Raw genomic sequence first — 13,806 nt, forward strand, 5'->3', positions numbered from 1 at the left:
AGATAAATAAAATTGTAAATAAATATAGAAGCAGGGCCATAGATGCGCAAAATTGAAAGGCGGATAATGTGGGGGGTTATTTAAATGAAATGGAAATAAAAACAGGCCTTAAAAATAAGGCCTGTGGATTGTGCACTTGTGGTTTAAACAGCAGCTAAGGCTTGCTCTAAGTCGGCAATCAAGTCATCTGCATGCTCGATCCCAATCGATAAACGAACCATATCAACGCTGACACCGGCTGCTTTGAGTTCATCTTCATTGAGCTGGCGATGTGTCGTGGTCGCAGGATGGCAAGCTAAACTTTTGGCATCACCAATATTCACAAGGCGAGTAAATAACTGCAACGCATCGATGAAACGCGTGCCGCCTGCAAGGCCATCTTGAACTCCAAATGAAAGAATCGCAGATGGTTTGCCTTTGACATATTTTTGCGCTAAAGCATGCTGAGGATGGTCTTTTAGGCCAGCGTAGTTGACCCATTTTACTTTTGGATGCGCTTGTAAATATTCCGCCACTTTTTGCGCATTTTCAGTATGACGCTCCATGCGCAGGCTTAAGGTTTCTAAACCTTGTAAGATTAAGAATACATTATGCGGGCTGATCGCAGCGCCTGTATTACGCAGTGGGACCACGCGCGCACGGGCAATGTAGGCTGCGTCACCTAAAGCTTCGACATAATTGACCCCGTGGTAGCTTGGATCAGGGGTGTTGAGTGATTTAAAGCGTTCAGGGTATTTGCCCCAAGGAAATTTGCCGCTATCGACGATGATGCCACCGATCGAATTACCATGACCGCCAATATATTTTGTGAGTGAGTGCACCACGATGTCGGCACCAAATTCAAATGATTTTTGCAGAACAGGTGTGGCCACAGTATTGTCTACGACTACAGGTATGCCAAATTCATGCGCAATTTTCGAAATTGCTTCGAGGTCAATAATATTGCCCAATGGGTTACCAATAGATTCGACAAAGACCAACTTGGTTTTGTCATCGATGAGGCTACGCAGCGCTTCAGGGTTTTGATAATCAAAGAAGCGAACTTCAATGCCTTGTTTCGGCAGGGTGTGGGCAAACAGGTTATATGTGCCGCCGTACAGGGTCGAAACTGAAGCGATATTGTCGCCTGCTTCAGCAATGGTTTGAATCGCATATGTAATGGCCGCCATACCAGAGGCTAAGGCCAAAGCGCCTATACCGCCTTCGAGTGCTGCAACACGCTGTTCAAGTACCGCCGTGGTTGGATTCATAATGCGGGTATAAATATTACCCTGAACTTTTAAGTCAAATAAATCAGCACCATGCTGTGTGTTATCAAAGGAATATGAGGTGGTTTGATAAATCGGCACCGCAACCGCTTTGGTGGTTGGCTCCGGGGTATACCCCGCGTGAATTGCTAAAGTTTCGTCTTTATATGTCATGATTACATCATCTAAGTGAGCTAATTTTTTAAACAGTCTATCACTTATATATATGAATAAAAGTGCTTTATTTATAAAATGAATATCATAATTATTCATATTATTGAAAAATTTTCAGCTAAAGATGAGCGAAATTATGCTTAAAAACGCATGTTTAAATTTTGTTCGCCATTAAACTTGTAACAATGCATTGAAGGCGTGTGCGAAACCTTATTTTTTCACGACTTTATGCGTATAATAGCCGATTATTTTTTCGCTCAATTGAGCAGGGGCAACTTTGTGTTGTTCCGTATATGTTTTGACTATTGAGGAGTCCTAAGTGGCCCAATATATTTACACGATGAACCGTGTGTCGAAGATGGTTCCGCCTAAGCGCGAAATCCTGAAAGACATCTCTTTATCATTTTTCCCAGGCGCAAAAATTGGTGTGCTTGGTCTAAACGGTGCAGGTAAATCTACCTTGCTTCGTATTATGGCGGGCGTAGATAAAGATTTCTCAGGTGAAGCACGTGCTCAACCGGGTATCAAAATTGGTTACCTTGAACAAGAGCCGCCATTGGATGAAAGCAAAGACGTTCGTGGTAACGTTGAAGACGGTTTACGTGAGCCGTTAGATGCTTTGGCGCGTCTTGATGAAGTGTTTGCAGAATATGCAGCAGAAGATGCTGACTTTGATGCACTTGCAAAAGAACAAGAGAAGTTAGAAGCCATTATCCATTCATGGGATGCACATAACATTGTGAACCAAATGGATCAGGCTGCTGCAGCGTTGAACCTTCCAGCTTGGGATGCAGATGTATCTAAGTTGTCTGGTGGTGAGCGCCGTCGTGTTGCACTTTGCCGTTTGTTATTGTCTAAACCAGACATGTTGCTTCTAGATGAACCAACGAACCATTTGGATGCTTCATCAGTATCATGGTTGGAACGTTTCTTGAAAGACTTCCCAGGTACGATCGTTGCGATTACCCATGACCGTTACTTCTTGGATAACGTGGCAGAGTGGATTCTAGAGCTTGACCGCGGCATGGGTATTCCATACCAAGGCAACTACTCTTCTTGGTTAGAGCAGAAAAATGCCCGTTTAGAGCAAGAACAGAAGCAAGAAGAATCTTTTGCTAAAGCATTGAAAAAAGAACTTGAATGGGTTCGTTCAAATGCTAAAGGTCAGCAAAAGAAAAACAAAGCGCGTATGGAGCGTTTTGAAGAGCTTAACTCACGCGAATTCCAACAGCGTAACGAAACGTCTGAAATCTATATTCCACCTGGTCCACGTCTAGGTAATAAAGTTGTAGAAGTTGAAGGTATTAGTAAATCCTTTGGTGACCGTACACTTTATAAAGATTTATCGTTCGTTGTACCACCTGCTGCAATTGTAGGTATCGTGGGCGAAAACGGTGCGGGTAAAACCACATTATTCCGTATGATGACAGGCGAACAACAACCAGATACAGGTACAATTACACTGGGTGAGTCTGTTAAAGTGGCTTATGTTGGTCAGATTCGTGACACCTTAGATGACAACAAAACTGTTTGGGAAGAAGTTTCTGGCGGTTTAGATATCTTGAAAATTGGTGAATACGAAATCGCATCTCGTGCGTATATCGGTCGCTTTAACTTCAAAGGTCAAGATCAGCAAAAACGTGTAGGTCAATTGTCAGGTGGTGAACGTAACCGTTTACAACTTGCGAAAATCCTGCAAATGGGCGCAAACGTCATCTTACTCGATGAACCGTCAAACGACTTGGATATCGAAACTTTACGTGCGCTTGAAGATGCCATTTTAGTATTCCCGGGTACAGTCATGGTGATCTCGCATGACCGTTGGTTCCTCGACCGTATTGCAACGCACATCTTGTCATTTGAAGGTGAAACCCCTGAATTCTTCACGGGTAACTACCATGAATTTGAAGAATACCGTCGTAAACGTGATGGTGATGACCTTGTTGCAAAGCGTCAAAAATACCGCAAAATTGGTAACTAAGTTCCAGTTTTAAAATAAAAAACCAGCCTGCGGGCTGGTTTTTTATTGCGTGAGAAGCAATGACTATACAACAATGTCTTCATAGGCATGATGTAAGACGTAGTCTGCTTGTTCATGGCCTTGTGCAGCCGCTTTACTGAGCCAAAGCTCTGCAAGTTCATAATTGCGGTCTAAGCCGAGTTCTCCACGTAAATAACCGAGACCTAAACGATATTGGGCATCTTTATGACCTTTTAATGCGGCACTTAAGAAATTCCACATGGCATTGCGATAGTCAGTAGGGGATTGGTCTGCTGAATCCATAGTATGGTGACTGAGAAAGTCTTGATGGTGTTGAGCCGCAAGAATTTCAAAATAAGTCCCTTGGGCGTAATCACCCTCGGCTTCTGGAATCGAAAGGTGCATTCCTTGCAACTTTGGATTCATCTGTTGTGACAACAGTGCATAGATTTTTTTCAGAGCTTGTATCATCATTGTTAAACTCCTTGTTGCTAAATATAACCACTTGATTAATAAAAATATTAATTGCAGTCATTCGTGCGCTGCGATGAATGATTTAATTGTTTTAAACAGATCACACTTAAGGTGAAAATTAGCATGCTTGTCATGATATGTGAATAGTTCTTGAAAAATATCTATAAGTGATTTCAGTCATCTAGATTGCGAAAAATTATTTTTAATAAATTGAAAGTAGATGCTGAAAAAAGCAGTTTTAAAGTTTGAGAGTAAAATGCCATGCTGTTGGTTGAATAATGTAATTTTATTACGTTTACTGCACCTGTTAAGCTCAAGACTGAAGAACATATAATTTATAAAGGTCAGAAAATAATGAGTGAGCATCATGGGCATGACCACAGCCATGCCGTTGTGACGGAAGGGAATGTCAAAAAATTAAGTTTTGCCTTAGCACTGACCACGACGTTTTTGATTATTGAAGTCATTGCTGGATTTATGACTCAAAGTTTGGCGCTATTGTCAGATGCGGCACATATGTTCACCGATGCCGCAGCCCTTGCTATAGCATTGGTCGCGATTAAAATTGGCAAGCTTCCTGCTGACAACAAACGCACCTTTGGCTATCAGCGTTTTGAGATTTTGGCTGCCTTGTTTAATGCCTTGATGTTATTTGTAGTTGCAATATATATTTTGTATGAGGCCTATCAGCGCTTTTCAACGCCGCCGGAAATTCAAAGTATGGGCATGATGATTGTCGCCGTTATTGGTTTGATCATTAACTTAATCTCGATGCGTATTTTATTTTCCAGTTCACAAGAAAGCTTGAATGTGAAGGGGGCGTATCTAGAAGTGTTGAGTGATGCCCTAGGTTCGGTTGGTGTAATTATTGGTGCAGCGATTATTTATTTTACGGGCTGGATGTGGGTCGATACACTAATTGCGGTGCTCATTGGCTTTTGGGTTTTACCAAGGACTTGGATTTTACTCAAACAAAGTATCAATATTTTATTAGAAGGCGTGCCTGAAGAAATTGACATAGAAAAGTTACGCAATGATTTATTGGCACTCAATGGGGTAGAGAGTATTCACCAGTTAAAGGTCTGGGCAATAACATCAAAGAATGTGCATTTGACAGTTCATCTCTTTGCACCTGAAGCCGATCGTAATGCCTTGTATTTTGAGGCGATTGAAATGTTGCAACATGAACATGGAATCACGGAGATGACATTACAAATCGAAGAAGATGAATGTGTGGTACACCAACATACCCAAAAGTCTGATCATGCACATGGGCATCATCAAGATGATCACGCGCATTCTCATGATGAATCACATCAGCACTAATGCTGATGTAATTTAAATGGCCGGCTTAGATTTCCCATTCATGATTACATTCGCGGCATTTCCATTTTTTCTGTGATTGCATAAAACCTTGCATTGAAATTTTGAAATCTGGCAGGTCGCGATAGAACATGAAGCCAGCAATCAAGCAAGCAATAAATACAACAACAGTTGCAGTTTGTAATGTAGTGCCTGCACCGTCACCAAAAATCCACATTGCGATGCTGATAATCACCAACAGTAAAAGAATAAATACCGCAGGGATGAGGATAATCAGGCTTTTAGGCACGACAGGACGAGCAACAGGCTGGCCTGCTTGCGCAAGAGGCATAATTTTAGGGCTTTGACATTTAGGGCAACGGTATTGCATTGCAACTCCATAATTTTAATCTATGGTTTATTTTAATCAGAATGACGCAGAAAGCAAAAATACCGTAAATTTAAATCAGATAAAATTTAGGCAATAAAAAACCCAAGTCATAATGCTTGGGTTTTTTATAAGATGATTTGCATCACCTTGAATATGGCGTCCCTACGGGGATTCGAACCCCGGTTACCGCCGTGAAAGGGCGATGTCCTAGGCCTCTAGACGATAGGGACAATTTGAGGCAACTTAGAGTTGGTTGACACCATCTCTCGGTATGGGCGCTATATTAGGGGGATAACGCCCATCCGTCAACTAAAAAATCAATTAAGCTTCATCAACTGCATCATTTTTCGGCAGTTTTAAGCTTTCATTGAGTTTTTCCCATGCTTTTGTTTCTTTTTTACTCGGGCCGCCCACAATTTCAAGTGCATGACGTAAGCGAGCAAAGGTTAAATCAGGACCAATGGTTACCATCGATTGCATAACCGGTGTCGAAGATGTCGAACCAGCAATAGCAATAAAGAAGGTTGGCATGAAGTCACGAAGTTTAATGTCCATTTGGTTCGCCAAATCCATAAGCGTTTGGCTGACGGTGTCATTGTTCCAAGTGAACATGCTTTCTAGACGCCAAATGGCAAATTGAAGGCTTTGACGCACTTGTTCTTCAGTCAATTTTTTGCTTTCAAACTGTTCTTTGCTGAGTGTTGGAAATTGGTTGAAATAAAAACCTGCCCAATTCACTGCTTCAGACAATAAATTAATACGCGGTTGAATCGCAGCAGCAATTTCTTCCAAGGTATTACGATCTGATTTCCAAGCCAGTAGGGTATCGAGCAATTGACCCGGTGTTAAACCTTTAATCCATTGACCATTTAACCAGTTTAGCTTTTCAACATCAAAGATTGGACCGCCTAGCGATACACGTTGAATGTCAAAGTGTTCAATCATTTCAGCCAAAGTGAATTTTTCACTTTCATCTGGCATTGACCAACCCATACGGCCTAAGTAGTTCAATAATGCTTCAGGTAAAACGCCGATGTCTTTGTAGTAGTTAATTGAGGTTGGGTTTTTACGTTTAGACAGTTTTGATTTATCTGGATTACGTAACAGCGGCATGTGGCAAAGTACAGGCATGTCCCAACCAAAATATTTGTACAATAATTGGTGTTTAGGCGCAGATGGAATCCATTCTTCACCACGAATTACGTGAGTGATTTCCATTAAATGGTCATCAACCACGTTTGCTAAGTGATACGTCGGTAAACCATCGGTTTTCAGTAGAATTTGCATGTCGACTTGCGCCCAAGGAATTTCGACTTCACCACGCAGTAAGTCGTTAAATTTACAAATCCCTTCTTCAGGCACTTTCATTCGAATAACATGCGGTTCACCAGCAGCCAAACGCTGTGCCACTTCTTCTGGAGTGTGTTTTAAGCCACGACCGTCATAACGCGGTGATTCACCACGCGCTTGTTGTTCCGCACGCATTTGATCGAGTTCTTCTGCTGTTGCGAAGCAGTAGAATGCATGGCCTTTTTCAACCAGTTCCAAAGCATATTGTTTATAAATGTCCATACGTTCAGATTGACGGTATGGCGCATGAGGGCCACCCACATCTGGACCTTCTGACCAGTTCAAACCTAACCAACGCAATGAATCTAAAATCATTTTCTCAGATTCTGGGGTAGAGCGCAGTTGGTCTGTATCTTCAATACGAAGAATAAATTCACCGCCATGTTGCTTCGCAAAACATAAGTTAAACAATGCAATATAAGCAGTCCCAACATGCGGGAAACCAGTAGGAGAAGGTGCGATACGAGTACGAACAGTCATAATCAGCTTTTAATCAGAATGTAAATTGGGATCTATTATAACGAAAAAGCCTGATCACTTAATGCTTAATTCAACATTGAATGATCAGGCGTTTTTTAGTATTTTTTAGACGACAGTAGGGGAACTCGTCTAAAACAATAGCTTGGACAGCATCAGTATGCTGATGTCGTTATGAGTTGCTACCAGAAAAAATGGCTTGAACAAAACGAGAAAAACTTTGGTTTTGTGATGCAAAGAAACTTTGAGTCGGTGCAGCTTTAATAGACGTAAGTACTTTTAAATTATCGTCTGTACGGCCTTTACCTTCAGATTTTTGCTGATTAATCGCTTTTTCGATCAATGAGGTACGTTCAGCAGGCATCGTAAGTTTGTTATTCGATGCGGTGCTGGTTGCAGCACAAAAACCAGTCTGTGCAGTCACACTTAAACTTAAGCCTAGGCATAATGCGTATGAAAATTTCATGTCCAAATCTCCCCCTAGTTTTGGTGATGGAACTTTTTATTTGCAAAATAGTTTTAATATTTAGACTACGATTTAACCATCTTTCGTAATTAAAAAGTAGAACTACGTCACAATTTTTACAAAAAAACTAAAAAAGTCTGTACTAGGATTACCTAAATAGACTGTTTTCTCCAGATTTTCGGATGTTTTAGCAAACAACTATGAAGATAGCATGGAGATCGCTTCTGATTGTTGCTGTATTAGCAGAATTAAAGCTTTAAATACGTTATTTTTAGATATCTTTAAAACAGAAATAGATTTGAATTTATATTATAGATAGCTGATTGTTAAAGTTATTTTTGATTTATATAGTGCTCTCAAGATCAATTTGAGTTTGAGCAGATGAAAAAAATAATAGCATCGGGTATTTTCGCTTTATTGGGTGGGGTAGCAGTACAGGTATATGCCGCAAAAGGTTTCTTAAATGTCTCATATGATCCAACACGTGAGTTTTATCAGGAATATAACCAAGAATTTGGACAATATTGGAAAAAACGTACAGGACAAGAGATTAACTTTAAACAATCACATGGTGGTTCTGGCAAACAAGCTCGTGCAGTAGCAACGGGTTTACAAGCAGACGTTGTCACTTTGGCATTGGCCAATGATATTGATGAAATTGTGGCGACTGGACAAATCAATAAAAATTGGCAAAAACAATTTCCACATAATTCTGCACCGTATACCTCAACTATCGTATTTTTGGTGCGTAAGGGCAACCCGAAAAAAATTAAAGATTGGAATGACCTGACCAAACCGGGTGTTGAAATTATTACGCCAAATCCAAAAACAGGTGGGGCACCGCGTTGGATCTATTTATCAGCTTGGGGATATGCTTTAAAACAGCCGGGTGGAAATGAGGCCAAAGCCAAAGAATTGGTGAAAAAACTCTATAGCAATGTCAAAGTATTGGATTCTGGTGCTCGTGGTTCGCTCACGACCTTTGCTGAGCGTGGCATTGGAGATGTCTTACTATCTTGGGAAAATGAGGCACTATTAGCGACTCAGGGCCTAGGCAAAGATAAATATGACATTGTTTATCCGTCTATTTCGATTTTAGCTGAACCTTCGGTGGCTGTAGTAGATAAAACCGTCGACAAAAATGGTAATCGAAATTTGGCGAAGGGTTATTTAAACTATCTATATTCACCTAAGGGCCAAGAGCTGGCAGGTAAATATTTCTTCCGCCCTCGCGATGCAAAAGCCACAGCAAAATACGCTGCTCAATTCCCGAAAGTTCAAACCTTTACCATTGATAAAGTGTTTGGCGGTTGGGCAAAAGCGCAAAAGACACATTTTGTGAATGGTGCGATTTTCGATCAAATCTATAGTGAAAAGAATAAAGAGTAAGTCTGCAAATAAAGTTGATTGGTGTAAAAACGGATAATTGGGGTTATCCGTTTTTTTGCATATGTAATGCATAAAAATCTATATATAGGGAATAAGTAGATTGTTTTTGTGTATTTTAATATGAAAAACAAACAATTAAATTCGCTGCGTTAGCTGTATCCAGCAAGACGTTTAAACACGCTGCAATTGCGATTTATGACTTTATTTCATATATTTAGCAGTATTGAATATAACTTTATGCTGGCTGTTATGAAAACTCAATTTAAGGCGTGGCTTAGTGCTGCGTTGCTTGCCACTGGTGTTGCTTTCTCAGCGTCTGCTCAGGCCGCTGATCGTGAATTTTTAAACGTTTCTTATGATGCAACGCGTGAATTTTATGACGAATTTAATAAGTCATTTGGTGTATATTGGAAAGAGCGTACCGGTAAAACGGTTGCATTTAAACAATCACATGGTGGTTCAGGTAAACAAGCCCGTTCCGTGGTTGATGGTTTAAAAGGTGATGTCGTGACTTTGGCCTTGGCCAATGACATCGAAGAAATTGTAAAGTCTGGTCAGATTCAGCCGGGTTGGCAAAAAGAGTTTCCACATAACTCAGCGCCATATACTTCAACGATTGTCTTCATGGTGCGTAAGGGCAACCCGAAACATATTAAAGATTGGTCTGATTTAACCAAACCGGGCGTACAAATTATTACCCCAAACCCGAAAACTGGCGGTCTCCCACGTTGGGTTTACTTGTCAGCTTGGGGTTATGCTTTGAAACAGCCGGGTGGTAATGAAGCGAAAGCCAAAGATTTCGTGGGTAAGATGTACCATAACGTAAAAGTAATGGACTCTGCGGCACGTGCATCGATGACTACATTTGCAGAACGTGGTATTGGTGATGTGTTATTGACTTGGGAAAACGAAGCTTTAGTTACGCAAAAAACTTTGGGTAAAAACAAATTTGATATCGTATATCCATCGATGTCGATTTTGACTGAGCCTTCAGTGGCAATCGTAGACAAAACTGTCGATAAGAATGGTAATAAATGGTTAGCTCAAGGCTATATCAATTATCTTTATTCTCCATTAGGTCAAGAGATGGCTGCTCGTCATTTCTATCGTCCACGTAATGCAGCAGTTTTAGCAAAATATAAATCACAGTTCCCGCCATTAAAAACCTTTACCATTGATGAAGTGTTTGGTGGTTGGGCAAAAGCTCAACAAACACATTTTGTGAATGGTGCGATCTTCGATCAGATCTATAATAACAAGCGCTAATACATCGAAATCTATGATTTGAGATGTACAAAGACCTCCTTCGGGAGGTTTTTTAATGGATGGCAAAAAATAAAAACGGTTTTCTCTATGGAAAGTAATATTTCTGTACAAAAAGACGTTTGGAGCTTTGCTAAAACAAGGTAATAATGTGCAGTTACATTTTTAGCTGTGTTGAACGAACCCTTATGTCGCATATTTCTGTATTACTTCATGAAACTGTTGATGCTTTACTGGCAGATCGCAATACAGGAATTTTCGTAGATGGCACATTTGGGCGTGGTGGTCATACGCGTTTATTACTGTCTAAATTAGATGAAAACGCACGTGTTTATGCCTTTGATAAAGACCCGCAAGCATTGGCTGTTGCAGCAGAATTAGAACAAGAAGATGCGCGTTTTAAAATCATTCACGCTAGTTTTGCAGACTTAAAAGAAGAACTGCGTAGTCGAGGTATCGATTTGGTCGACGGTATTATGGCGGATTTAGGGGTATCATCTCCGCAGCTAGACCAAGCAGAGCGTGGCTTTAGCTTTATGAAAGATGGCCCACTTGATATGCGTATGGACAATTCACAAGGTCCAACAGCCGCAGAGTGGTTGGTTGATATTGAAGAAGAAGATTTGGCCAATATTATTTTTAAATATGGTGAAGAGCGTTATAGCCGCCGTATTGCCAAAGCGATTAAAGCGGCAGGGTATATTGAAACTACAGCTCAATTGGCAGAAATCGTGAAAGTTGCCCACCCGAAATGGGAAAAAAATAAACATGCAGCGACACGAACTTTCCAAGCAATTCGTATTGCTATTAACAAAGAACTCGACGATATTGATATCTTCTTACCTCAAGCGGTGGATATGCTGAAACCTGAAGGCACTCTTGCAGTGATCAGTTTCCACTCTTTAGAGGATCGTTTAATTAAACAATTTATTCAAAAAGAATCTACACTTGCAGAAGACACAGGCTGGGGTTTACCACAAAAACGCGAAGATACCCGTCGCTTAAAAAAAGTGTCACGAATTAAAGCAAGTGAAGAAGAAGTTAAAGCCAATCCACGATCTCGTAGTGCTTGGCTTCGTGTGGCAGAGCGTTTAGCTTAAAAGGCAAAGAATGAAAACCGAAGCAATCGAAAAAAACTCTGATCAATCGCAGTCAAAGAAAATCATTACATACGGCATTTTATTGCTCTTGGTTTTTGTGAGTGCGATTATGGTGGTGTTTCAAGTCTTTGAATATCGCCAAGATTATCGTCAATTGAGTACCTATATGCGTGAAAGGGATGACCTCAATGCAGAATGGGGACGTTTGCTGATCGAACAACAAACTTTTGGTGCAACAGCCCAAATTGGGACACGTGCAGTTACCCAATTACGGATGTATTCGCCTCCTATTGCACAAACCGTTGTTATTTCATTGCCACAAACTCCAGAACAGAAAAAATAGGCTGCCGGTCACATGGTTGAAAAGAGAAACAAACAAACTCCGCGTAAAAAACAGCAGTCTGTTACTGGTCGTACAGCCATTTCGGTGGAGATGTGGCGCTATCACTTGATGTGGGCAGTGGTTTTACTGTGCTTTATTGCATTGGTCGGGCGGGCTTTTTATGTACAAATCATCAATAAAGACTTTTTACAAAATAAAGCCAATGCCAAAATTTTAAGAACTGAAACCTTAAAAGCCATGCGCGGTGTAATCTATGACCGTCACGGCGTTCCTTTAGCCATTAGTACTCCGATCATGAAAATCGTGATCGATCCACGTGATTATTTTGACAATAAAAAACTCTTTGAAGAAATTACGGCCGAATTGGCTAAAGATCCAAACAACCGTAAGTTAAAACGTCAATTACCGGATAAAAATCTGAATTTAGATGAACTTGCTGATGCTGTAGGGATGGATCGTGCTGAACTGAGACGCAAAATGAATGAGCGTCCACGTTCTCGTTATTTAGTTTTAAAGAAAGAAGTGCCACCACAACAAGCTGAATTGATCATGAAACGTGACTTTCAGGGAGTGTATACAGAGAAAAACTATAAGCGCTACTATCCACAGCCTCAGCCAAACTCACAAATTATTGGTTTAACCAATAGTGAGGGTATGGGCATCGAAGGTTTAGAGATGCAATTGAATGAACGTCTTGCAGGCGTAGATGGTGCGCAGCAAATTGTCCGTGATAAAAAGGGCAACCGCGTTAAAGACCCTGAGATCGTGAAAGAAGTTGAGTCGGGTGAAAATATCACGCTGAGTATTGATTCACGTTTGCAATACATTATGTATCGTGAGTTGACTGCAGCCGGCGTAGCCAATAACGCACGTTCTGCCACAGCGATTGCTGTCGATGTCAAAACGGGTGAAATTTTAGCGATGACCTCTTGGCCGTCTTACAACCCAAATGATAAAAAAGGTGTCTTAAATAAAGATGCCATGCGTAACCGTGGTGCAATTGACTCATTTGAGCCAGGTTCAACTATGAAGCCATTGACCGTGGCAATGGCATTGGAAAGCGGTAAATACACGGCAAATACCGTTGTAAATACCACACCCGGTTCTATGCGTGTAGGGAATCATACTATCCGAGATACGCATAACTATGGCCCTCTGACTTTGGGCGGCATTATTCAAAAATCGTCTAACGTCGGTGTGGCAAAAATCGCTTTATCTCTCCCTTATGAAACATTGCCGACCTTCTATCAACGTCTTGGCTTTGGTCAACGTTCAGCGGTGAAATTCCCCGGTGAAAGTGCTGGTCTGATTTTGCCGAAGAGCAAATGGAATGTGTCTGAAGTAGCAACCATGGCGTATGGTTATGGTTTGAACGCTACAGTGCTCCAACTGGCTGATGCATATGCCATGATTGCCAATAAGGGCGTCAAAATGCCACTGAGCTTGTACAAGCTTGAGGAAAAGCCGAAAGGTGAGCAGATGGTTGACCCTAAAATTGCTGATCAAGTACTTTTAATGATGGAAGCGGTGACCTTGCCGGGTGGTACGGCACGTCAAGCCAATATTCCGGGTTATCGCGTGGCGGGTAAAACTGGTACAGCACATAAATTACGTGCAGACCGTAAAGGCTATTCGACTTCAGAATATCGTGCACTCTTTGCTGGTGTCGCACCAGTGAGTGATCCACGTTTGGCCATGATTGTTGTGGTGGAAAACCCAACAGGTCAGTATTACGGTGGTCTGGTGGCTGCACCCGTTTTTGCTCGTGTAATGCAAGAATCTTTACGTTTAATGAACGTACCTTTAGATAAACCTTTAGACACTCCTAAGATCCAGTAATAGGTGATGA

At 41.1% G+C, this 13,806-nt stretch carries 12 protein-coding genes and 1 tRNA gene; 7 read left to right on the forward strand and 6 right to left on the reverse strand.

All coding sequences use genetic code 11. The features are described 5' to 3' along the window. Positions 1-143: 143 nt before the first annotated feature. On the reverse strand, positions 144-1,421 hold the full coding sequence (locus tag FTV50_RS09505) for an O-acetylhomoserine aminocarboxypropyltransferase/cysteine synthase family protein (protein WP_180024276.1): 1,278 nt from the start codon (positions 1,419-1,421) through the stop codon (positions 144-146). Between the two features lie 319 nt (positions 1,422-1,740). Here FTV50_RS09505 and ettA point away from each other — a divergent pair, with 319 nt between their 5' ends. Next, positions 1,741-3,402, forward strand: coding sequence for an energy-dependent translational throttle protein EttA (gene ettA / locus FTV50_RS09510; RefSeq protein WP_078192544.1), 1,662 nt, complete (start codon positions 1,741-1,743; stop codon positions 3,400-3,402). A 63-nt stretch (positions 3,403-3,465) separates the two neighbouring features. Here the strand turns inward: ettA and FTV50_RS09515 are convergent, their stop codons facing one another. Beyond that, positions 3,466-3,876, reverse strand: a complete 411-nt coding sequence (locus FTV50_RS09515) for an SEL1-like repeat protein (protein ID WP_180024277.1) — start codon at positions 3,874-3,876, stop codon at positions 3,466-3,468. A gap of 354 nt (positions 3,877-4,230) precedes the next feature. Between FTV50_RS09515 and FTV50_RS09520 the strand changes: the two genes are divergently transcribed. After that, positions 4,231-5,202, forward strand: a complete 972-nt coding sequence (locus tag FTV50_RS09520; protein WP_078192543.1) for a zinc transporter — start codon at positions 4,231-4,233, stop codon at positions 5,200-5,202. Between the two features lie 25 nt (positions 5,203-5,227). Here the strand turns inward: FTV50_RS09520 and FTV50_RS09525 are convergent, their stop codons facing one another. The 4 genes from FTV50_RS09525 to FTV50_RS09540 form a co-directional block, all read right to left on the reverse strand. Continuing rightward, entirely contained in the window at positions 5,228-5,569 is a 342-nt protein-coding gene (locus FTV50_RS09525; RefSeq protein ID WP_078189395.1) for a hypothetical protein, read from the reverse strand. 154 nt (positions 5,570-5,723) lie between these two features. Further along, positions 5,724-5,799 (reverse strand) — tRNA-Glu (locus FTV50_RS09530). Between the two features lie 91 nt (positions 5,800-5,890). Beyond that, complete coding sequence (gltX, locus tag FTV50_RS09535) at positions 5,891-7,399, reverse strand: glutamate--tRNA ligase (RefSeq protein ID WP_180024278.1); 1,509 nt, start codon at positions 7,397-7,399, stop codon at positions 5,891-5,893. Positions 7,400-7,568: 169 nt separating this feature from the next. After that, entirely contained in the window at positions 7,569-7,862 is a 294-nt protein-coding gene (locus FTV50_RS09540) for a hypothetical protein (protein ID WP_078192541.1), read from the reverse strand. 381 nt (positions 7,863-8,243) lie between these two features. Here FTV50_RS09540 and FTV50_RS09545 point away from each other — a divergent pair, with 381 nt between their 5' ends. The 5 genes from FTV50_RS09545 to ftsI all read left to right on the forward strand — a co-directional run bounded on the left by FTV50_RS09545 (position 8,244) and on the right by ftsI (position 13,796). Next, positions 8,244-9,251: a sulfate ABC transporter substrate-binding protein gene (locus tag FTV50_RS09545; RefSeq protein ID WP_180024279.1), complete on the forward strand. Its 1,008-nt coding sequence runs from the start codon at positions 8,244-8,246 to the stop codon at positions 9,249-9,251. Positions 9,252-9,500: 249 nt separating this feature from the next. Then, entirely contained in the window at positions 9,501-10,517 is a 1,017-nt protein-coding gene (locus FTV50_RS09550) for a sulfate ABC transporter substrate-binding protein (protein WP_180024280.1), read from the forward strand. 185 nt (positions 10,518-10,702) lie between these two features. Then, a complete protein-coding gene (gene rsmH, locus FTV50_RS09555; protein ID WP_180008673.1) occupies positions 10,703-11,614 on the forward strand; it encodes a 16S rRNA (cytosine(1402)-N(4))-methyltransferase RsmH in 912 nt (303 codons plus the stop codon). A gap of 10 nt (positions 11,615-11,624) precedes the next feature. Beyond that, complete coding sequence (gene ftsL, locus FTV50_RS09560; RefSeq protein ID WP_078189390.1) at positions 11,625-11,957, forward strand: cell division protein FtsL; 333 nt, start codon at positions 11,625-11,627, stop codon at positions 11,955-11,957. A gap of 12 nt (positions 11,958-11,969) precedes the next feature. After that, positions 11,970-13,796 (forward strand): penicillin-binding protein PBP3, encoded by a 1,827-nt coding sequence (gene ftsI, locus FTV50_RS09565; RefSeq protein ID WP_078192538.1) that lies wholly within the window; start codon positions 11,970-11,972, stop codon positions 13,794-13,796. Positions 13,797-13,806: the final 10 nt, after the last annotated feature.

Source organism: Acinetobacter sp. YH1901134 (assembly GCF_013416965.1).
Classification (GTDB): Bacteria; Pseudomonadota; Gammaproteobacteria; order Pseudomonadales; family Moraxellaceae; genus Acinetobacter; species Acinetobacter amyesii.

Excerpts from the sequence above, each read along its gene's own strand:
- FTV50_RS09550 (WP_180024280.1), top strand. The coding sequence starts at position 9,501 with ATGAAAACTCAATTTAAGGCGTGGCTTAGTGCTGCGTTGCTTGCCACT.
- FTV50_RS09515 (WP_180024277.1), bottom strand. The coding sequence starts at position 3,876 with ATGATGATACAAGCTCTGAAAAAAATCTATGCACTGTTGTCACAACAG.
- ftsL (WP_078189390.1), top strand. The coding sequence starts at position 11,625 with ATGAAAACCGAAGCAATCGAAAAAAACTCTGATCAATCGCAGTCAAAG.
- FTV50_RS09540 (WP_078192541.1), bottom strand. The coding sequence starts at position 7,862 with ATGAAATTTTCATACGCATTATGCCTAGGCTTAAGTTTAAGTGTGACT.
- ftsI (WP_078192538.1), top strand. The coding sequence starts at position 11,970 with ATGGTTGAAAAGAGAAACAAACAAACTCCGCGTAAAAAACAGCAGTCT.
- FTV50_RS09520 (WP_078192543.1), top strand. The coding sequence starts at position 4,231 with ATGAGTGAGCATCATGGGCATGACCACAGCCATGCCGTTGTGACGGAA.
- rsmH (WP_180008673.1), top strand. The coding sequence starts at position 10,703 with ATGTCGCATATTTCTGTATTACTTCATGAAACTGTTGATGCTTTACTG.
- FTV50_RS09525 (WP_078189395.1), bottom strand. The coding sequence starts at position 5,569 with ATGCAATACCGTTGCCCTAAATGTCAAAGCCCTAAAATTATGCCTCTT.
- FTV50_RS09545 (WP_180024279.1), top strand. The coding sequence starts at position 8,244 with ATGAAAAAAATAATAGCATCGGGTATTTTCGCTTTATTGGGTGGGGTA.
- FTV50_RS09505 (WP_180024276.1), bottom strand. The coding sequence starts at position 1,421 with ATGACATATAAAGACGAAACTTTAGCAATTCACGCGGGGTATACCCCG.
- gltX (WP_180024278.1), bottom strand. The coding sequence starts at position 7,399 with ATGACTGTTCGTACTCGTATCGCACCTTCTCCTACTGGTTTCCCGCAT.